The organism is Pedobacter sp. (assembly GCF_031119335.1).
Lineage (GTDB): Bacteria > Bacteroidota > Bacteroidia > Sphingobacteriales > Sphingobacteriaceae > Pedobacter.
Genome location: NZ_JAVHXT010000015.1, coordinates 25,144 through 46,205 on the forward strand (window position 1 = coordinate 25,144; position 21,062 = coordinate 46,205).

The following is a 21,062-nucleotide window of genomic DNA, read 5'->3' on the forward strand; positions in this document are numbered from 1 at the left end:
TAAAACTATCGATAAGCCAACTCGCTATTAGCATAATGCAAGGAGCTTTAGTCTTTAGTCTTTAGTCTTTAACCTAAAATAGAATGAACTTATACGACGTATATCCATTAAACGACATAGAAATCACAAAAGCATCGGGCAGCAATGTTTGGGATGTTAACGGACAAAAATATTTAGACCTATATGGCGGTCATGCGGTAATTAGCATTGGCCATACCAATCCGCATTATGTGCAACGTTTAACCGAGCAGTTAAACAAAGTTGGCTTTTACTCTAACTCTATCAAAATCCCTTTGCAAGCAGAATTGGCAGAGAAATTAGGACAGGTTTCAGGGAAAAAAGATTACCAATTGTTTTTGGTGAACTCGGGAGCTGAAGCGAATGAAAATGCACTAAAATTAGCCTCTTTCTACAACGGAAGAAAGAAAATTATCGCTTTTAGTGGTGCTTTCCACGGGCGTACTGCATTGGCCGTTGCTGCGACTGATAACCCTAAAATTGTAGCGCCAGTTAACCAAACAGAGAACGTTATCTTTTTGCCATTTAATAACGAAGTAGCTTTAGAGGAAACCTTCAAATCACAAGGAAACGAAATTGCTGCAGTAATTATCGAAGGCATCCAAGGTGTGGGTGGTATCAAAGAAGCTTCAAAAAGTTTCTTGCAAAAAATCCGTTCGCTCTGCGATGAATATAACTCTGTTTACATTGCTGATAGCGTACAATGTGGCTATGGCAGAACAGGTCAGTTCTATTCGCATGATTGGGCTGGTGTAGATGCAGATGTTTACACCATGGCTAAAGGAATGGGCAACGGATTTCCGATTTCAGGGATTTCAATTGCTCCGAAATTTAAACCTTGGCACGGACAGTTAGGTACTACTTTCGGAGGTAATCATTTAGCTTGTGCAGCAGGATTGGCAGTTTTAGAGGTTATCGAGAAAGATAACTTGATGAAAAATGCTGAAGAAATAGGAACTTACCTAATCGAAGAGTTGAAGAAATTTGAGCAAGTAAAGGAAGTACGTGGCAGAGGCTTAATGATTGGTATCGAGTTACCAGAAGAATTAGCTCACGTGAAGAAAGATTTGTTGTTCAAACATTTCGTATTTACAGGCGAAGCGAAGCCAAATGTAATTCGTTTATTGCCAGCTTTGAATTTGACAAAAGAACATGCAGACGATTTCCTAAAAGCATTTGCTGAATTAGTGAAATAAAACAAACCGCCTCGCAATGACGAGATAACATAGAGAAACGGTGCAGGAAAACCTTAAACCCTATACCTTAAACCTTATACCTTTTAAAATATGAAGTTGTTTTCTTCCGTACACGATGTAACCGACATCAAACAATTAGTATCCAGTGCATTGGCTTTAAAAGCCAGTCCTTATGTTTATGGCGATTTGGGTAAAAATAAAACCCTTGGTTTGGTATTTATGAACCCAAGTTTGCGTACCCGTTTAAGTACCCAAAAGGCTGCCCTTAATCTAGGGATGAACGTGATGGTCATGAACATGGATAAAGAAGGTTGGGCTCTGGAAACACAAGACGGTGTGATTATGAATGGTACGACCGTAGAACATATCCGTGAAGCTGCTGCGGTAATGGGCGAGTATTGCGATATCCTTGGTTTGCGTTCTTTTCCAAAGCTGCAAGATAGAGACGAAGATTATAACGAAGAGTTCTTCAATAAGTTCGTGAAGTTTTGTGGCGTACCTGTGGTGAGTTTAGAAAGTGCAACCAGACATCCTTTGCAAAGTTTGGCAGACTTGATTACTATTACCGAAACCAACCCAGTTCCAATTGCAGATAGGGCGAATGGAAAAGTACCGAAAGTGGTTTTAGCTTGGGCACCTCACATTAAACCTTTACCGCAGGCTGTTCCAAACTCGTTTGCCGAGTGGATGTGTAGAGCACAAGCCGAAGGAATGTTAGATTTTACCATCGCACAACCGGAAGGTTTTGAGTTGGAAGAGAGCTTTACTCCAGGGGCGAAAATTTCTCATAACTTAGATGAAGCTATCGCTGATGCGGATTACGTTTACGTGAAAAACTGGAGCAGCTATAAAGAATATGGCAAGTTGTTAGATTTCCCAGAGGGATGGATGATGAACAACGAAAAATTGAAGCTAACCAAAAATGCAAAAGTAATGCACTGCTTACCTGTTCGTAGAGACTTAGAACTGTCTTCTGAGATATTGGATGGGCCAAATTCATTGGTGATTCATGAAGCAGGAAACAGATTATGGTCTGCGCAAGCGGTATTGAAAGCGATGTTGGAGGAATTATAAAAGCAGAAAGACTAAAGCTTTGCGAAGAGTAGACTTACGAAGTTTCGAAAACTTCGTAAGTCTACAAATAAAGTTTTAACCCAACTTGGGCAGACTTGTTTGAAACATTAGATTGAGCATTAGCCTAGCAAACGCTTTAAGATTGCTTCGCAGGCTCGCAATGACGATAGTAGATTATGCAAAAACTAAAACGCGAACAAATACAATACATCGAGTTCTTATCAGCAGATGTTAACAAAGCGAAGGATTTTTACACCAAATGCTTTGGTTGGAAGTTTACCGATTACAGTCCTAACTATACTGCATTTGAAGGTGAATATGTTGACGGCGGATTTACCACAGGTAAACCTATAAATGGAACTATTTTGGTAATACTTTATTCCGCAGACCTTGAAGCAACCAGAGATAAAGTATTGGCTGCTGGCGGAAAAATAGTGAAAGACATTTTTAGTTTTCCTGGAGGTAGGCGTTTCCAGTTTACCGACCCTGATGACTATGAATTGGCGGTTTGGTCGGAATAAGATAGTTACAGTTGAAAGTCGCAGTTTGCTATTTTCAACAATAAAACAATAGAGCAATTTAACAATTCCCTTTTTTAGGGGCTAAGAAGGCTTATGCAAAAACTAACCATCATAAAAATAGGCGGAAACGTCATAGATAACTCCGAAAACTTGCATCATTTCTTGCAAGATTTTACTGTACTAGAAGGACCAAAAATATTAATTCATGGTGGTGGTAAAATTGCTACCGAAACTAGCGCTTCTTTAGGTGTTGAAGCAAAAATGGTCGATGGACGCAGGATTACCGATATTGATACTTTGCGTGTAGTTACGATGGTTTACGCAGGGCTGATTAACAAGAATATCGTAGCCCAATTGCAAGCTAAAGGTAGTAACGCTATAGGCTTAACTGGGGCGGATGGAAATATCATTAAAGCGAAAAAGCGCCCAGTAAAAGAAATTGATTATGGTTTTGTAGGTGATTTGGATGAAAGCTCGGTTTCTGTACCTTCTTTAACGAATTTACTACAAGCTGGGTTTGTGCCCGTACTTTGTGCCATTACCCATGACGGTGAAACGCAGTTACTAAATACAAATGCTGACACGATTGCTTCGGCGGTAGCGGTAGCAATGTCTAGCGCTTATGAAACACATTTGGTATATTGCTTCGAGAAAAAAGGGGTGCTGAAAGATGTAAACGATGATGCAACGGTGGTGAGAGAAATCCGTTCATCAGATTTTGAACCGTTAAAAGCGGATGGAACTGTAGCTGGTGGGATGATACCGAAATTACATAACGCTTTTGAAGCGATTAACAAAGGCGTAACGTCGGTGTATATTGGCAAAGCCGATGAATTAGCGGAGATTGGGAAAGGGACTTTTGGAACGAAATTAAGCCCTTAAATCCCCTAAAGGGGACTTGGCATTGAGGTTAAGATAACCGCTTCGTCATTGCGAGGAACGAAGCAATCTTACAACTATGGATTAGTTGTCTTTCGCTTTAAGATTTCTTTCCCGAATAATCGGGACTGACTGTGCCTCGCAATGATGGGAGTAGGTTGGGCTTGGAGGTGAATAGCAAAAGCTTTCGTTCCCTAAACCTGATAGTAGCGGAAATACTTTTTTATTGCGCCCGACTTGAAAGATTGCTTCGTCGTTCCTTCTCGCAATGACGGAGAAGGAGGCATGAAAAGAAGTTTAAAAAAGATTGGAGCGAATAGCAGGACTGACTTTAAAAAGAGCATCGAAACTGCTTTTCAAAAAATAGAAATTAGTGTAATCAAATAATAGGTGTAATCAATCCGAAGGAAAATTTTAATCATGGCAAAAAAAATAACCATTATCGGTAGCGGAAATATCGGACTGTCATTAGCGAAAGGACTGGTAAACAAAGCATATTGCAAGGCGGAAAACATCACTTTAACCCGTAGAAATATCAAACTGATGACGGAAGAAGTGGCTGCTGGATTTAAGGTAAGTGACGATAATTTAGCCGCAATTGAAGGTGTTGATATTGTAGTTTTAGCAGTTTTGCCGCAACAATTGAAAAAGGTTTTAACACAATTAGCTCCTGCTGTAAATCCGGAAAAACAGTTGTTTGTTTCGGTGATTTCGGGGGTAACTTGTGCTGATGTTCGTAAAGAATTGGGCGAAAATGTACAGGTAATTAGGGCTATGCCGAACACGGCGATTTCTATTGGGCAAAGCATGACTTGCGTGGCTACAGACACTGCTTCAGAAGAAAACCTGAATGAAGTAGTGACCTTATTCGAAACGGTTGGCGCTGTGGTAACTATTCAAGAAGATTTAATGACTTCGGCAACGGCTTTGTGTGCTTGTGGTATCGCGTTCTTTTTACGTAGTATTAGAGCAGCGTCGCAAGGCGGGGTTGAGATTGGTTTTCATGCGCATGATGCCTTGAAAATGGCAGTGCAAACCGCAAAAGGAGCCGCAGATTTACTGTTATTGAACGAAACGCATCCGGAAACTGAAATAGATAAAGTAACTTCGCCGAAGGGCTGTACCATTGCAGGTTTAAATGAAATGGAGCATAATGGTTTCAGTTCATCGCTAATTAAAGGAATTAAACTATCGGCTAAGAAAGCTGGTGGACTGTACAATGAATAGGGCTTGGAAGGCTGAAGGTTTAGACTAAAGCTGAAAGACCAAACACTAAAGAGGAAAGAGTGCACAGATTAGAGATTTAGCTTGAAGTCTCGATACTTGATACTCGCTACTTGATACTTAAAATGATTGAAAAACTAATTAAAGAAAGTACGGAATTACTGCGTGATTTAATCCGCATACAGTCTTTTAGTAAGGAAGAAGATAGAACTGCGAATTTAATTGCGCAGTTTTTGGGAGAGCACGGTATTAAAACCAACCGTAAGTTGAACAATGTTTGGGCTTTTAACAAGCATTTTGATGCGTCGAAGCCCACCATTTTATTGAACTCGCATCACGATACGGTAAAACCGAATTCTGGCTATACCCGCGACCCTTATGATGCAGCGATTGAAGACGGCAAGTTATTTGGCTTGGGCAGTAATGATGCGGGCGGTTGCTTGGTATCGTTAATTGCTACTTTCTTGTATTTCTACGAACAGGAAGGTTTAAAATATAACTTCTGTTTAGCAGCAACTGCCGAAGAAGAAATCTCTGGAAACGATGGTTTAGAACTGGTTATTCCAGATTTGGGAGAATTGGAGTTTGCCATTGTGGGTGAACCTACAGAAATGCACTTGGCCATTGCTGAAAAAGGTTTGTTGGTGATAGATTGCACGGCTCACGGAAAAGCTGGTCACGCAGCTCGTGAAGAAGGTGAAAATGCTATTTACAAAGCCTTGCCAGATATCGAATGGTTCCGAACTTATCAATTCCCGAAAGTATCAGAGGTTTTTGGTCCAGTAAAAATGACGGTGACAATTATTAACGCTGGTTCGCAACATAACGTAGTGCCTGCAAATTGTACTTTCACTGTTGATGTTCGGGTAACGGACGCTTACACCAACGAAGAAGTAGTTGAAATCATCAAACAACATGTTGGCTGCGAAGTAAAACCACGGTCGGTAAGGTTAAAACCATCATCAATCGATAAAAATCATCCAATTGTGGTATCGGGAATAGCTTTAGGAAAAACCACTTACGGTTCGCCTACTACTTCAGACCAAGCTTTGTTGTCTATTCCATCGTTGAAATGTGGTCCAGGTTTTTCTGGTCGCTCGCACATGGCCGATGAGTTTTTGTATGTAGATGAAATTAGACAAGGTATTGAGGGGTATATCGCAATGTTAAAACCAGTGGTGGGATTGTAAAAGAATTCGTTTAAGCCTAAGCGGTCGTCATTGCCAGCTTGACTGGCAATCGTAATGCGGTAGTATATTTTGATATATTGAATTTATTTCGCTTTACGATCCCGAAATAAATTCGGGATGACGAGAAATGAATGTTAGAAGTAAATGAAATGACTGAAAACCTATCCCGAACCTTACAAAACCAAAAAGTAATCCTTCGCCCTTTACAGCAAAGCGATGAAGATTTGCTTTGGCCAATTACACAAGAAAAAGCACTATGGGTTTATGGTTTGAAGGATTTAAACATTAGAGAAAACCTACATCAATATATCCAATCCGCATTGCGGGATAGAAACGAAGGCCATTGTGCGGTGTGGACAATCATTGAAGCTGGTTCTGGAAAAGTAGCAGGTTGTACTCGATTGGCCGAAATTAGTTGGAAAGATGAGCGTGGTCAAATTGGCTGGACTTGGATTGGAAAGGAATTTCAAGGCTCTGGTTTAAACAAAGCCATGAAATACGAAGTTCTGAAATACGGTTTCGAAACTTTGGGTTTAAATAGAATTGAACTCAAAGCCGATGAACGTAATATGCAATCACGAAAAGCGATATTAAAATTAGGTGCAACCGAAGAAGGCACCTTAAGACAGCACATGAAAATTGCTGATGGCTTTATTCGTAATACAGTATTTTATAGCATTCTAAAAAGCGAATGGCCAGAAATAAAACTTAAATTAGCAGCAGGATAATAAAAGTGAAATTAATAGCCGATTTGTCATCCTGAGCATGGCGAAGGATCTATAATAGATTCCTCCTAACGTCGGAATGACAAGAAGCATAATTCAAAAACAAATACTCAAGAATGAAAATTTGGCAGAAAAATATTGATGTAAACCAATTTGTAGAAAACTTCACCGTAGGTAAAGACCGTGAGTTAGATTTACAAATGGCAAAGTTTGATGTGTTAGGCTCTTTGGCGCACACGCAAATGCTAGAAACCATCAATTTATTAACCGCCGAAGAACTAAAAGAAGTTCAAGCAGCTTTAAAAAATATCTACAAAGAAATTGAAGAAGGCAACTTCGTCATCGAAGACAGCGTAGAAGATGTACACTCGCAAGTAGAATGGTTGTTAACTCAACGCATTGGCGAGGCTGGCAAAAAAATTCATAGCGGTCGCTCTCGTAACGACCAGGTTTTGGTAGATTTAAAATTGTACTTCCGTAGTTGTATTGAAGAAATGGTGGGTAATACAGAAGCTTTGTTCAACCAATTAATCAAACTAAGTGAAGAACATAAAACTAAATTATTGCCAGGCTATACGCACTTGCAAATTGCCATGCCATCATCTTTTGGTTTGTGGTTTGGTGCCTATGCAGAAAGCTTGGCGGATGATATGGAGCTGATTTTGGCCGCTTGGAAAATCACCAATAAAAATCCACTAGGTTCGGCTGCGGGCTATGGCTCTTCATTCCCGCTAAACAGAACTTTAACTACCCAGCTTTTAGGCTTCGAAAGTTTGAACCATAACGTAGTTTATGCACAAATGGGTCGTGGCAAAACCGAGCGTATTTTGGCACAAGCCATGTCATCAATAGCCGCAACGTTAGCTAAAATGGCCATGGATGTTTGTTTGTTCATCAACCAAAACTTCGGTTTCATTAGTTTCCCATCAGAGTTAACGACTGGAAGTAGTATTATGCCGCACAAGAAAAACCCAGATGTTTTTGAACTGGTACGTTCACGTTGTAATAAAATTCAGGCTTTGCCTAATGAAATTGCCATGATGACCACCAATTTGCCATCGGGTTACCACAGAGATTTACAGTTGCTGAAAGAAAATCTTTTCCCGGCATTTATTTCACTGAACGAATGTTTGGAAATCACTACGTTCATGTTGCAGCACATCAGCATTAAAGACGATATCCTTAAAGATAAAAAATATGATTACCTGTTTAGCGTAGAAGTGGTAAACGAGTTGGCGTTAAACGGAATGCCGTTTAGAGATGCCTACAAAGTGGTTGGCGAGCAAATTGAAACGGGTACTTTTAAACCGATGTACGAAGTGAAGCACACTCACGAAGGCACCATCGGAAACCTCATGAACAAAGAAATTACAGCCGGAATGCAACAGACTTTAAGTCAATTTGGGTTTGCGAAGGTTAATAAAGCTATCGAAGATTTAGTTGGTTAAATCGCTGAACCGTTGGTCGGGATTGCGATGTGAACTCACTGAGCTCGGTTAGTAAACCCGTACCATCGAATTGTGGATTTTAAATCCGCACACCTTTGTAAAAGAATGATGTTTTTTATTTGAAAATATGCGTTCTACATTCCATCGGTTGCTATAGCCCTGCTGTACGCTAATATCTTTTTGTTGTTACTTCTACTCACCACTTGTCATGCTGAGTTTATCGAAGCATCTATGCACAAACAATCCTTCGACAAGCTCAGGATGACACAGCCAACAAAAAGTATAACCGCTTCCATCAGGTTTATTGAACAAACATTTCCTATCGCCATCCTTACGCAAATTAACTAATAAGTTTCTCAACCTATTAAACTTCTAAAATCAACTTATCGTAAACTATTTGTTGCTTTTTTGTTACGTATCGAAATAAAATAAAAGTTAATTTAGAATAAATCAAAAGAAATTGAAATGTATATTTGGTTATACAAAACAATCTATAACCAAAATATCATGAACCGTAGAAATTTACTGAAGACACTTTCCTTTGCCGCAGGCGCATCATTAATCAGCACCGATGTATTGGCTAAAATTGGTGAACGTTCGTTTTTATTCAATATCCCAGAAAATCCGGCACACAAACCCTTGGATAAACCTGTAACTGCAATTACCATTGGTGCAGGTAATAGGGGAATGGTTTACGGAGGTTTTGCCGCTAAGTTTACCGACCAAATCAAAATTGTAGGTGTAGCCGAACCGGTAGAATTTAGAAACGATAGGTATGCGAAAATCCACAATATACCTAAAGAAAACCGTTTCAATACTTGGGAAGATGTTTTTAAGCGTCCAAAATTTGCCGACGCAGTAATTATTTCTACGCCAGATGCCATGCACTACGAACCTTGTATGAAAGCGCTGGCTATGGGTTACGATATCCTTTTAGAGAAACCAATTGCACCAACAGAAAAAGAGTGCAGAGATATTTTAAACTTAGCGAAGAAAAATAACCGAATTGTAGCGGTTTGCCACGTGTTGCGTTATGCACCATACTTCGTAAAAATGAAAGAACTGATTGCCAAAGGAGCTATCGGCGAAGTCATCAGTATCCAACATTTCGAGCCTATTGAGCATACACACATGGCGCACTCTTATGTGAGAGGGAACTGGCATAATTCAAAAGCAACTACGCCAATTATCTTAGCTAAATCTTGCCACGATTTGGATATCATTAAATGGGTAATTAATAAGCAAAGCCAAAAAATTTCTGCCATGGGCGATTTAAAATGGTTTAAAGCGGCAAATGCACCAGCAGGAAGCACAGCTCGTTGCACCGACGGTTGCAAGGTAGAAAGAGAGTGCCCATATTCTGCCATTAAAGAATATGTAGATTTAAATAAACGCACTTCAGTTTTCGACGTGCCTGCAGGCATAAAAGATAGAAAAGCTTACATCACTGAAAAATTAAAAACTACCAATTACGGTCGTTGTGTTTATAGAATGGAAAACGACCAACCAGACCATTATGTAACTAACATCCAATTTGCAGATAGCGTAACGGCTAGTTTCTCTATGGAAGCTTTTACGTCTTATCACGGCAGAAGAACGAGGGTAATGGGCTCAATGGGTGATTTGGTTGGTGATATGACGGAGCTAGTTCACTACGATTTCAAAACAAGAAAAGACACCAAGTTTATCCCCAAAGCAGAAGATGTAGAAGAATATAAAAACAGTGGTCATGGTGGTGGAGATTGGCTTTTGGTACGCGATTTTGTACAAGCTGTAGCGCAGAAAAATCCGGCTTTGCTTACTTCAACCATTGATGATTCTATTGAAAGCCACATCATGGGTTTTATGGCCGAAGAAAGCCGTAAGAAAAGCAAGGTGATGGATATTAAGATGTAACTAGTCCGTCTTTGCGAGAGTTTACTCCGATTAATCGGAGAGGAACGACAGCCCCGACTCCAACCTTTTGGAGAAAAAGTTTTTAAAAAACTTGATGGATTGCTTCGCTAAGCTCGCAATGACGACAACGGGCAAAAAAAATCCCGTTAGGTTTGTCTAGCGGGATTTTCTCTTTATATCCTAATTGCTATCTATTTCAGCTCAATTTCCGATTTTCCCATCAAGAACCCGTCTGCATATAAAAAAATGCCGTAAGTACCTTTAATGAAAGTTCTAGGATTAATCCAATCTATTTTATATCTGGTATCATCATCATTATAAGAAATCTCAATGGCTCTGCTATATTGCATTTGCTGTCCATCGGCTTCAAACATGTTATTTTCATCAGCAATTAAATTTCCAGCCGGATCAATTACCCTCAAAAAAATTCGATGATACGTTTTCTCAGCCAAATCATTGGGCGCAATGCCAAAATCTATGGTAAGTTTATTGGCAGAACCTGCTTTGGTAACCAACGATGTTTTGCCGTTGTCCTTAACTCTAAATGCAGTTACACTAATATTAGAGGCTTTTAATGACGAACCCGCCTTAACCTTCTTATTTAGGGTTCTATTTTCTCTTCGTAAATTCTCGGTTTGCTCGTTATAATTGTTGATGCTTGTTTTCAAGCTATCACGTTCGGTTTTAAGGTAAGAATTTTCCTGTTCTAGAATAGCAATCTGATTATTATAGCTCTTCACAAAGTCCTTAAGTGTAACGATTTGTTTGTGGGCTTCATCTAATTCTTGTTGCGTTAGCTCACCTTTTTTCAAGGCCAGTTTAAGCTCAGCAATTTTTTCTCTCGCTAACTTTTGTTCTTCAATTAACCTATCGTTTAAAGTTACATTTAGTAGGTTTACGCGGTCAAGCTCTACTTCTATTTTCTCTACCTCGAGTTTTAAACGATCTTTTTCCGAGCTAATGGTAACAAATCTGCTAGTTTGCTGTTGATCTCTGAAATATAGGTAGCCATTAATACCTAATAGTGCAACAATTACAATAATTAGGAAGTAAACTTTATTACGGTCTACCTTATTATCTACAGCTTTTTCTGGTGTCTGCATTATATTTTTAGTATCCAATTAGTAATTCTGTAGCGTCAAAGTAAGTGCTAACTTAATAAAAAATCAAAAAAGTATAAAAATAATGTCACTTTTGTATATAAACCCGTCAATATGCGTTAACATATTTAGTTATACCAAATACTTTAAAATGTCTAAAATTTTATCAAAGTACTACATCTTCTTAACGTTATTAATCGTATCCCAAAATGTATCAACATTAAACGCACAAAGTGATGTAAAAATTGCCCCTAAAAGAGAATTTAGAGGAGTTTGGGTAGCTACAGTAGCAAATATAGATTGGCCATCAAGGCAAGGGTTAACTGCCGACCAGCAAAAACAAGAGCTGATAGCCATTTTGGAGCAGCACAAAAAGAATGGGTTGAATGCAATTTTGTTACAGATTAGACCAACGGCAGATGCGTTTTATACAAAGTCTAGAGAATTTTGGAGCCATTGGCTAATGGGTAAACAGGGTTTAGCCCCAGCAGATGGTTACGACCCGCTAGCATTTGCCATTAGAGAATCTCATGAAAGAGGGATGGAACTACATGCCTGGTTTAACCCATATAGGGCAACTATGCACGCCAAAATGCAAGTGCATCCAGAGCATTTGAGCAACAAAAGACCAGAGTTATTTTATCGCTATGGCGGACAAATTCTTTTCGATCCGGGTATTCCAGAAAACAGAGAGTACATTACGCAGGTGATATTGGATGTGGTTAAAGGTTACGATATAGATGGGGTTCATTTTGATGATTACTTTTATCCTTACCGCATAGCCGGACAAACAATTAACGACAGTGCAACATTCGCAAAATATCCTAATGGTTTTACAAAAGTAGATGATTGGAGGAGGAACAATGTTGATCTGTTGGTGAAAATGGTGAACGATAGCGTGCATCACTACAAAAAACACATCAAGTTTGGGGTTAGTCCCTTTGCCATCTGGAGAAATTTCAGGGAAGATACCCTGGGTTCTAAAACCAATGGTTTATCTAACTATGGCGAGTTATATGCAGATTCTAGAAAATGGATTAAAGAAGGGTGGGTAGATTATATCAATCCGCAGATTTATTTTTCTTTTTCTCGTGCTGCTGCTCCTTTCCAAGTGTTGTTAGATTGGTGGGATAAAAATACCTATGGCCGTCATTTGTATATCGGTCAGGCCGCCTATCTAATTCATAACGGTAACACTAAAAAAGAAGCTGCTTGGGGCAGACCAAATGAAATCCCAAACCAAATTAGAGCTATCAGGGCAAATAATAGAGCACAGGGAAGTGTGTTTTTTAGCTCGAAATCTTTATCAACGGTGGCGCGAGGTTTAGCAGATTCTTTAAGGAACGATTTTTATAAATATCCGGCTTTGCCGCCTCAAATGCCTTGGATTGATGATGTGGTACCTAACGAGCCGCAAAACTTAACTGCAGATGCACAAGCGGATGGTATCCATTTGAAATGGGCAAAGCCCTTGCGTGCAAAAGATGGTGAAACGGCATCGGGCTATGTGGTTTATCGCTTTGAAGAAGGAGAAAAGATTGACGTGCTAGATGCAAAAAATATTGTTCGTATCGCTTTTAACGATTATACTTTTTTCTTGGACACCAATATAGAAAAGGGCAAGCGCTACAGCTATTTGGTAACCGCTTTAGACCGAATTAAAAATGAAAGCGAACCAAGCGGTCCAGTTGGTGTAGAGGCTAAGTAGGCATAAAGACTTACGAAGCTTTTTAACACTTCGTAAGTCTATTCGAGTTTAATTCCAAACCTCTATAGGTAGGCGTTGTATTCTGATTTTGCTTAATTGCCTTAAGTTAGACGCGTTGCTATAGTTAAACTGATAGACACCATCCTGACCGGTAACAATCAATGATTTTGGGCCTGCAATTACATCGAAACTTTTGATGTCTTTTAGGTGTTGCAACAGGTTATCGCCAATTTTGTTCTTGTTGGTGATGTTGAAGCTCTTGATACCGAAATCGCCTTCACATAAAAATAGGTTGTTGCCGCTTACACTTAAACCATGAGGGTTTTTCATTGGGAAAACTGCTACTTGTTTTGGTTTAGTTGGGTCTTCAATATCTACTACTTCTAACTGATTGCTCCCCATTCTGCATGCAGTTCCAGTTCTAAGCGTAACGTATGCGTATTTGCCCTGTACCACTACTGGGTCGCAGGCAAAAACATGGCTGTAGGTAGATAATTTTACCGGATTGGCTGCATCTGCGGCGTTAAAAATGTGCATTCCGGTGTTGGTGCCAATAAATAACTTGTTTTCGTAAGGGAAAATAGTTTCTACGCCCCAGCCTAGGTTAATAGATTTTACGAAGGTTGGATTTGCCGCAGTTTTAGTGTTAAATAAGCTCAAATCTGAATGACCAACGGTGTATAAATGATCATTCAGCAAGGTAAATCTTGCCATAGAACCGCCTTGCCCAGAAGAACCTCCACCGCTGTAGGCAGCAGTATTAAGAAACGCCAAATCTTTATGATAGCTTGATTTTTTAACCAAAGTATCTTTGTAGGTAACCACATATTTTTGACCACTATGGTTGGCGTAAAATTGCATGAAAACATCTTTTAATCTTTTTACTTCCTTGATACTGCTAATCGAAGAAATATCAAAAGCAAGTAGATCAACATAGCTATCAGCATATAAAATATCGTTGCTAACGGCCATATCTACATTTCCAGGTACTTTTAAAAATGCTACGTTAACGGGTTTACTTGGATCGGAATTTTCGAAAATATGGATGCCTTTTCTTACTTCGTTGATGAATAAGAAGTTCTTATAGATGTAAATTTTTCCTGTCTTTAGTACTTTGGTGGGTTTGGTTAGGCCGGTTGCTTCTGCTCTAGCGGCTTCTACAGTTACAGTTTTAGCTATTTCTACCAATTCTAATTCTGATGAGCTGTTAATACTTTTTTTGCATTGAGTTAACGTTGCAAGAGCGAGCATACATAAAATGCTGTTGCGTAGAAGTTTTTTCATGTGGTTATAATGGTTGGTTTTTAGATAGATACGATGAAGGTAGAAGAAACGCTACAAACTAGTTAAATAAAAACTTCTGTGTTAACCGCCGAGAGATAAATCATTTGAAAGATTGCTTCACCCCTCGCTACGCCTTGAGCTTCAGTTCGCAATGACGCTCTCATTTTCGTCATTGCGAGGAGAGTATCGACGAAGCAATCTTTGAGGTTCAATTGTCAAATTAAATTTAAATAAAAAAGGGATGCTTGTTAAACATCCCCTTTCTATTATAATAAAAATTACTATTAATTCTCTGGTAATAACACCAAACGGATATAGTTATCACCATTTAAATATTTCTGAGCAGCAGCTTTGGTTGCATCAACAGTTACGCCGTTGATACGAGCCGTGTTACCTAAAACTTGCTCTAAATTGTCGTTATACTTTAAACGGTTTGTTAAGTAGCTTAACCAATAGCCGTTTTCACGCAGGCTTAACTCCTCTTGTCTCAATTCTTCAGATTTGAATTTTTGCAAATCTTCTGCAGTTACGCCATTTTTAGCAAAGGCATTTACTTCCTCTAAAGCAGCATTGATTAACTTCTCTACATTAGCCTTAGCACAATTAAATGAAATAGTAAAGTAATAGTGAGCAGTTGGGTTTTTCTGAACGCTTAGCGATACGCCCGGACTATAAACGCCACTTTCTTTCTCACGCAAACGCTCCGTAATTTTAATGTCGAGAGCTGATTTCAGAGCATCTAACATTACATTGTTGTCTGCATTGTAAACGTAGTCATCATGGAATAACAACTGAACTGTTACTTTATCTTCCAATCCTTTTTTAACGGTTTTGCTTACTTTTCCTTTTGGAGGATTTACACCATTGTCTACAAAGTTTTCGTTTTTGTTTAACGATGGTAAACTTGCTAAATAAGTAGTTACAAAAGGTTTGATTTTCTCTACATCGAAATTACCTACAAAAATGAAAGTTTGTCCACTAGCATCTGCAAAACGGTCTTTGTAGAAAGCATAAGCTTTATCAATATTGATTTTATCGATATCAGCTAAGGTTGTAGGCATCCCACGTTTGTGGTAGTTAGCCATTACAGCTTGTACAGTATCTGCAAATACAGCACTTGGGTTGCTACCTTTGTTTGCTGTAATTACTTTGTAGTCGCTAATATTCTTGTTGAAAATCTCTACGTCTTTGCGTGGGTTAGTTGCACGAGCATAAATCAACTGGAAAGCAGTTTCTAAATCTTTCGGAGAAGCACTTCCAGAGAAACCTTGGTACAAATCATCGATATAAGCACCAGCAGAAGCCGTTTTTCCTGCTAAGTATTTGGTCAACTGCGTTGGATTGAAATCTCCCACACCACTTTGTGCAATTAAGTTGGCGTTTTCAGCAGAAATGAAATCGTCATTACTAGCTAATGAAGCACCGCCTTTACCAAACGAAGTGAAAATCACTTGGTCGTTTTTGAAATCAGTTGGTTTTAACACCACTTTCACACCATTGCTCAAAGCCAATGTAGTTACACCAATTTTATCATTTTTGGTTTCGCTAACAATGGTTCCCGCTTTAGGAGCTTGCGCAATTAGAGGCTTGTTTACAGTATTGTCTACATAAGGAGTTACGCCATTACCAGCAGTTTTTATCGCTGCTAATAATGCGGCTTCTGTAGGTAGGTTTTCTTTCTCTTTCTCTGGAGCCTGAACCACCACAATTTGGTTGGTTTTAGTAACCATTGCCTTTGCAGCTGCGTTAATATCAGCTAAAGTGATGTTGTTAAGCAATTTTTTAGAAAGTTCGTAAGTATACTCTGCCGAAGGAATAGCTGAACCAATTAAGAAGTTGTTCAAGTACTGTTGAACGTAGACTGAAGATTTGGTTTTATCTTTTTCTTTGAACTGTTTTTCTATGCCTGCTTCCAATTTCTTTTTCACAGTTTCTAGTTCGCCAGCGGTAAAGCCAAATTTAGCCATACGCTCATTTTCTGCTAAAGCAGCAACCAAAGCTTTTTCTAATTCTGCACCAGATTTTGCTACAGCTACAGTTTGTAGAGCACTAAAATCCCAAACCATGCCACCTTGATAAGGGCCATAGCTACTTTGAGCAAATAGAAATGGTGCAGTTCCTTTTTGTGTAAGCTCTGTAATACGGGCAGCCAACATATTGTTCACCATGCCCTGTGTCATTTGCAGTTTGTAATCTGCTTCTGTTTTAACAGTACCTTGTTTTTGCTTGTAAATTACTTGCGCTACGTTGTAGGGTTGCTCTTTATCTGTCGCAATCTTAATTAAAGGCTGTACATTGTCTGGAATGCTATAAAAAGTTCTTGCTCTTTCGTTTGCAGGGTTTTTAAGCTCAGAGAAATTGGCGATAATGAGTTTTTCAACTTCGTTAACGTCAAAATCACCTACGGCAATTACAGTTTGTAAGTTCGGACGATACCAATCTTTGTAAAAATTACGGATTTTATCGTGAGTGAAGTTTTGCAATACTTCAACTTTACCGATAGGAATACGCTTAGCATACTGCGAGTCGCCCAACAAGAAAGGTAGTAACTGATTGCTCATTCTTTGCTGTGCATTTTTACCTCGCTGACGATCTTCTTCTACAATAACACCACGTTCGTTGTCAATTTCTGCACCATCCATGGTCACTTTTCCAGCCCAGTTAGCCAAAATTTTGAAGCCTGTTTTAAAAACTTCTACGCTATCTGTTGGAATTGGTAACTGATAAACCGTTTGGTTAAAACCAGTATAAGCATTTAAATCGGCACCAAAACGTACACCCGCTTTTTGCAGGTAATTGATGATTTCGTTTTTAGGAAAATCTTTAGTTCCGTTAAAAGCCATGTGCTCTGTAAAGTGTGCTAAACCTAATTGGTCTTCGTTTTCCATCAAAGAACCAATTTTGTTACCTAAATAAAGTTCTGCTCTATTTTTAGGCTCTACGTTTTTACGGATGTAGTAAACCAATCCATTAGGTAACTTACCAATTTTTACGTTAGGGTCATTTGGTAAAGCTTGACTAACCGCTGTTTTTACAGCAGTTTTAGCCGCAGGGGCCTTTGCCGGGGCTTTTTTCTGTGCAATTGCTGGTTGGGCCAATACAAATGAAAGTGCGCCAATAGCAACTAAATGCAGATTTTTTTTCATCGATATAATTTTAGTTAAGGGAAATTTGTTTTTCAATTATTTAGATAGAATGAGAGTGGTAAAGTTACAAATAGATATGAGATGTGAGAATTGAGGCTGAGGTTAAGATTGAGAAAACTTCCAACTTTACTCTCTAGTATTTGGTCTTCCATCCTTCCCCCTTCTTTAAACCTTAATAATTATATTCCTTTTATACATCACCCATAGTATCACATACCAAAATAGTACAAATGCTATCGCATAAGCTAACGAAGCATTTAATGGGTCTGCAAAATTGGGAACAAACCAAGCCTTGTTTACATAACTTAGTGCTCCTACTTTCTCACCGTTAAGGTCAACTTTAATCATGTTTAGCAGTCGCGGCATCAAGCCGGATAAAAAGAAAACCGTAATGGCATTTACACCATAAACCACAAAAGGTTTCGTAAAACGATTGTATTGGTTCACATCAATCAGCCAGAAAGACAAGGCTAAAATAACGGTTGCTAATCCGCCAGTATATAAAACATAAGAACTTGTCCATAAAGATTTATTAATTGGGAATGACAAATCCCAAAGCAAACCACCCATAAACATCAAAGTGCCAGCAGAAAACAGCCAAGCAATTTTAGTAGCAGGCTCTATGGTTTTCTTTTTAAGATAAGTGCCTACCAATACGCCAATTAAGCAAGTTCCAATGGCTGGCAAGGTGCTTAAAAGTCCTTCAGGATCCCAAGTTTTGGCGGCTTTCCACAGATGTGCTTCGGTTAAAATGGTTCTGTCTAACCAAGCACCTAAATTGGTCTCTTTTTCTAAATTGGCAGGGCCGAAATCAGGTACAGAAACAAACGTCATTAATGCCCAATAACCAAATAACAACACCACAATGGTTTGGAAAAGTCGCTTATCGCTCAGCTTTAAAAATAAAATAGATGAAATAAGGAAAACCACCGAAATTCTTTGCAAAACACCTGGAATTCTAACTGTTTTCAACGCTTCAATAAAATTGAAATCACTAAAATTTCTTGGGAAAAAAGCTAAAATAAAACCTAAAAGGAAAAGTGTGAAAGCTCTTTTTGATGCTTTCCAAATCGTTTTCCCGTGAGTAGTTGGATCCTCTCTTTTGCTGCCCATAGCATAGGCAATAGAAACGCCCACAATAAACAGAAAGAACGGAAAAACTAAGTCGGTAGGGGTGCAGCCATGCCACTCTGCGTGCGCTAATGGTGGATAAATATGTGCCCAACTTCCCGGATTGTTCACCAAGATCATTGCGGCAACAGTTAAGCCTCTAAAAAAGTCGAGTGATAAGAGGCGTTGTGGTTTGGTTTCCATTGTCTGTAAATAAAAAATATCTTCTATCATTTAGTTTGTTATGCTAAAGATAGAAGATATTTTCTCGAATGACGTCATTTCGACGACTTTAGGAGGAGAACTGTAAGAAAGCATCGCTAAATCTGTTTGTTAGAAGTGCTCCATTACAGATTTCTCTCCCGAAAAAAAATCGGGGTCGAAATGACGTGCTAAAATGTTAATAATGATATCTCACAAAAGCTTCCATCGCTTCGTAATCAGCTAAACCTAAATCATCATAAATTTTTGCTGTTTCACGATTTCTGTCTTCTGCTCTTTGCCAGAATTCTCTTGGATCATCACCAGGAAAAACCGGAATATCTTTTTGCGATTGGTGTTTGAAAATTGCCAATTTCTTACGTTCAACCTCTTTCGGGCTTAATGGAACTGCCATTTCAATTTCATGAGGTTCAAACTCGTGCCAAGCGCCACGGTACATCCATAACCAGCAATCGTTAACCCAATCTTCGGTTACTTTTAATCGTCTTAACGCCTCTACAATAATGTTAAAGCAAACAATGTGTGTGCCGTGAGGGTCTTCAAAATCGCCCGCTGCAAATACTTGCTGAGGTTTTACTTTTTGAAGTAATTCCATGGTTAACTCAACATCTACATCCGAAACTGGATTTTTCTTCACTTTTCCAGTTTCGTAAAATGGAAGTGCTTGAAAATGGATGTTTTCGTCAGGTAAACCTGAGAAACGAGCTCCGGCAATAGCCTCACCTTTCCTAATTAAGCCTTTAACCAATTTAATTTCTTCTGAGTCAATTTGGTTTGGACGCTTGTTGGCCATAAACTCACGCATTTCTTCGTAAGTTTTTCTCATTGCGGTTTGGTCTATTCCCATTTTTTCAGAGAAATCGATATTAAATTCTACGAAACGTAAAACATCATCGTCCCAAACGGCAGTATTGCCCGAAGTTTGATAAGCAACATGAACTTCATGTCCTTGATCTGCCAAACGGATAAATGTACCACCCATCGAGATTACATCGTCATCAGGATGCGGAGAGAACACAATTGCTCTTTTCTTCGCAGGATTTGCCCTTTCAGGACGTTGGCTATCATCGGCATTTGGTTTGCCGCCTGGCCACCCTGTAATGGTATGTTGTAGTTTGTTGAAGATATCGATGTTAATATCGTAAACTGGACCTTGCTCTGTAGCTAACTGAGCCATGCCATTATTGTTATAATCGTCTTCAGTTAACTTAAGGATAGGTTTGTTTAAGTGCCTAGCCAACCAAATTACCGCTTTACGGGTAAGTTCTGGTGTCCAGTCGCAATCTCTTGCTAACCAAGGGGTATTAAATCTGGTTAAGTCTAAAGCAGCATCTTGATCCAAGATAAACTCTACATTTTCAGAAAGTTGTAGGTAGGTAGCAGGAACTTCGCTTGAAATTTCTCCCTCTACCGCTTTTTTAATGATAGAAGCTTTTTTCCTATTCCAAGCCATCAAGATAATCTCTTTAGCTTTGAAAATAGTGCCAATACCCATGGTAATGGCTTTGGTTGGCACGTTAGATTTACCACCAAAATCACGAGCCGCATCTCTACGGGTAAGGTCATCTAATGTAACTAAACGCGTTCCCGAGTTTGGCGCAGAACCTGGCTCGTTAAAACCAATGTGACCCGTACGACCAATACCTAAAATCTGAATATCCAGTCCGCCAACACTTTCTATCTTCTTTTCATAATTTAAACAGAAAGCTGGAATTTCTTCAAGACTTAAGGTGCCATCTGGAATGTGCACATTGTTTTTGTCTATGTCAATATGATCGAAAAGGTTTTCATTCATAAAGTAAACATAGCTCTGTACAGAGTTTGGTTGCATTGGATAGTATTCATCCAAATTAAAGGTAATTACATTTTTGAAGCTTAATCCTTCTTCTTTGTGTAACCTTACCAGCTCTTTGTAAACTGCAACTGGCGTAGCACCGGTAGCTAAACCTAAAACTGCATTTTCACCTTTTTGTTGTTTTTCTTTGATTAGTGAAGCGATACGGTTCGCAACACTCAGAGAAGCTTCTTTCGGATTTTTAAAAATACTTACTGGGAGCTTTTCGAACCTCGTTTCTTCTAATAGATTTAATCTTGCCATTAATCTTGGTTTTTTATTGAACGGAGCAGTAAATATAGAATAGTTAAATAGAAAAAAAAAGAGTAGATATTTGCAAGAAGCTGGTGTTTTGAACAAAAACAGCCTTTAAGGGGCATTTCAAGCGTTTGATACTTTTTAAAAAAATTAAAAAACATTTTTTGCAACGGGTGTTTTATGATGGATTACCTCTTATTTTCAAAACAACTCGTACCTTTCGCTATCA

Annotated in this window: 15 protein-coding genes; 10 read left to right on the plus strand and 5 right to left on the minus strand. The window is 38.9% G+C overall.

Annotated features, from left to right (window positions below; all coding sequences use genetic code 11):
- Nucleotides 1–83 precede the first annotated feature (83 nt).
- The 9 genes from REI64_RS14905 to REI64_RS14945 all read left to right on the plus strand — a co-directional run bounded on the left by REI64_RS14905 (nt 84) and on the right by REI64_RS14945 (nt 10,171).
- Nucleotides 84–1,214, plus strand: a complete 1,131-nt coding sequence (locus REI64_RS14905; RefSeq protein ID WP_308850933.1) for an aspartate aminotransferase family protein — start codon at nt 84–86, stop codon at nt 1,212–1,214.
- Nucleotides 1,215–1,304: 90 nt separating this feature from the next.
- Entirely contained in the window at nt 1,305–2,288 is a 984-nt protein-coding gene (locus REI64_RS14910; protein WP_308850934.1) for an acetylornithine carbamoyltransferase, read from the plus strand.
- 176 nt (nt 2,289–2,464) lie between these two features.
- Entirely contained in the window at nt 2,465–2,809 is a 345-nt protein-coding gene (locus REI64_RS14915; protein ID WP_308850935.1) for a VOC family protein, read from the plus strand.
- A 93-nt stretch (nt 2,810–2,902) separates the two neighbouring features.
- Nucleotides 2,903–3,691, plus strand: a complete 789-nt coding sequence (gene argB / locus REI64_RS14920) for an acetylglutamate kinase (protein ID WP_308850936.1) — start codon at nt 2,903–2,905, stop codon at nt 3,689–3,691.
- Between the two features lie 417 nt (nt 3,692–4,108).
- Nucleotides 4,109–4,915, plus strand: coding sequence for a pyrroline-5-carboxylate reductase (proC, locus tag REI64_RS14925; protein ID WP_308850937.1), 807 nt, complete (start codon nt 4,109–4,111; stop codon nt 4,913–4,915).
- Between the two features lie 122 nt (nt 4,916–5,037).
- Nucleotides 5,038–6,102 carry a M20 family metallo-hydrolase gene (locus REI64_RS14930; protein WP_308850938.1) on the plus strand — a complete coding sequence of 355 codons (1,065 nt, stop codon included), beginning with the start codon at nt 5,038–5,040 and terminating at the stop codon, nt 6,100–6,102.
- A gap of 149 nt (nt 6,103–6,251) precedes the next feature.
- Nucleotides 6,252–6,830, plus strand: coding sequence for a GNAT family protein (locus tag REI64_RS14935; RefSeq protein WP_308850939.1), 579 nt, complete (start codon nt 6,252–6,254; stop codon nt 6,828–6,830).
- A gap of 113 nt (nt 6,831–6,943) precedes the next feature.
- Entirely contained in the window at nt 6,944–8,275 is a 1,332-nt protein-coding gene (gene argH, locus REI64_RS14940) for an argininosuccinate lyase (protein WP_308850940.1), read from the plus strand.
- Between the two features lie 507 nt (nt 8,276–8,782).
- The gene (locus REI64_RS14945) at nt 8,783–10,171 is read left to right on the plus strand and encodes a Gfo/Idh/MocA family oxidoreductase (protein ID WP_308850941.1); all 1,389 of its coding nucleotides are present in this window, start codon (nt 8,783–8,785) and stop codon (nt 10,169–10,171) included.
- A gap of 191 nt (nt 10,172–10,362) precedes the next feature.
- On the opposite strand, the gene REI64_RS14950 is transcribed toward REI64_RS14945, so the two are convergent.
- On the minus strand, nt 10,363–11,274 hold the full coding sequence (locus tag REI64_RS14950; protein WP_308850942.1) for a hypothetical protein: 912 nt from the start codon (nt 11,272–11,274) through the stop codon (nt 10,363–10,365).
- A gap of 148 nt (nt 11,275–11,422) precedes the next feature.
- Between REI64_RS14950 and REI64_RS14955 the strand changes: the two genes are divergently transcribed.
- On the plus strand, nt 11,423–12,979 hold the full coding sequence (locus tag REI64_RS14955; RefSeq protein WP_308850943.1) for a family 10 glycosylhydrolase: 1,557 nt from the start codon (nt 11,423–11,425) through the stop codon (nt 12,977–12,979).
- A 48-nt stretch (nt 12,980–13,027) separates the two neighbouring features.
- Here the strand turns inward: REI64_RS14955 and REI64_RS14960 are convergent, their stop codons facing one another.
- The 4 genes from REI64_RS14960 to nagB all read right to left on the minus strand — a co-directional run bounded on the left by REI64_RS14960 (nt 13,028) and on the right by nagB (nt 20,839).
- Nucleotides 13,028–14,263 (minus strand): hypothetical protein, encoded by a 1,236-nt coding sequence (locus tag REI64_RS14960; RefSeq protein ID WP_308850944.1) that lies wholly within the window; start codon nt 14,261–14,263, stop codon nt 13,028–13,030.
- Nucleotides 14,264–14,547: 284 nt separating this feature from the next.
- Nucleotides 14,548–17,409 (minus strand): insulinase family protein, encoded by a 2,862-nt coding sequence (locus REI64_RS14965; RefSeq protein WP_308850945.1) that lies wholly within the window; start codon nt 17,407–17,409, stop codon nt 14,548–14,550.
- 165 nt (nt 17,410–17,574) lie between these two features.
- Nucleotides 17,575–18,753, minus strand: coding sequence for a heparan-alpha-glucosaminide N-acetyltransferase domain-containing protein (locus tag REI64_RS14970; RefSeq protein ID WP_308850946.1), 1,179 nt, complete (start codon nt 18,751–18,753; stop codon nt 17,575–17,577).
- Between the two features lie 166 nt (nt 18,754–18,919).
- Nucleotides 18,920–20,839, minus strand: coding sequence for a glucosamine-6-phosphate deaminase (nagB, locus tag REI64_RS14975; protein WP_308850947.1), 1,920 nt, complete (start codon nt 20,837–20,839; stop codon nt 18,920–18,922).
- Between the last annotated feature and the right edge of the window lie 223 nt (nt 20,840–21,062).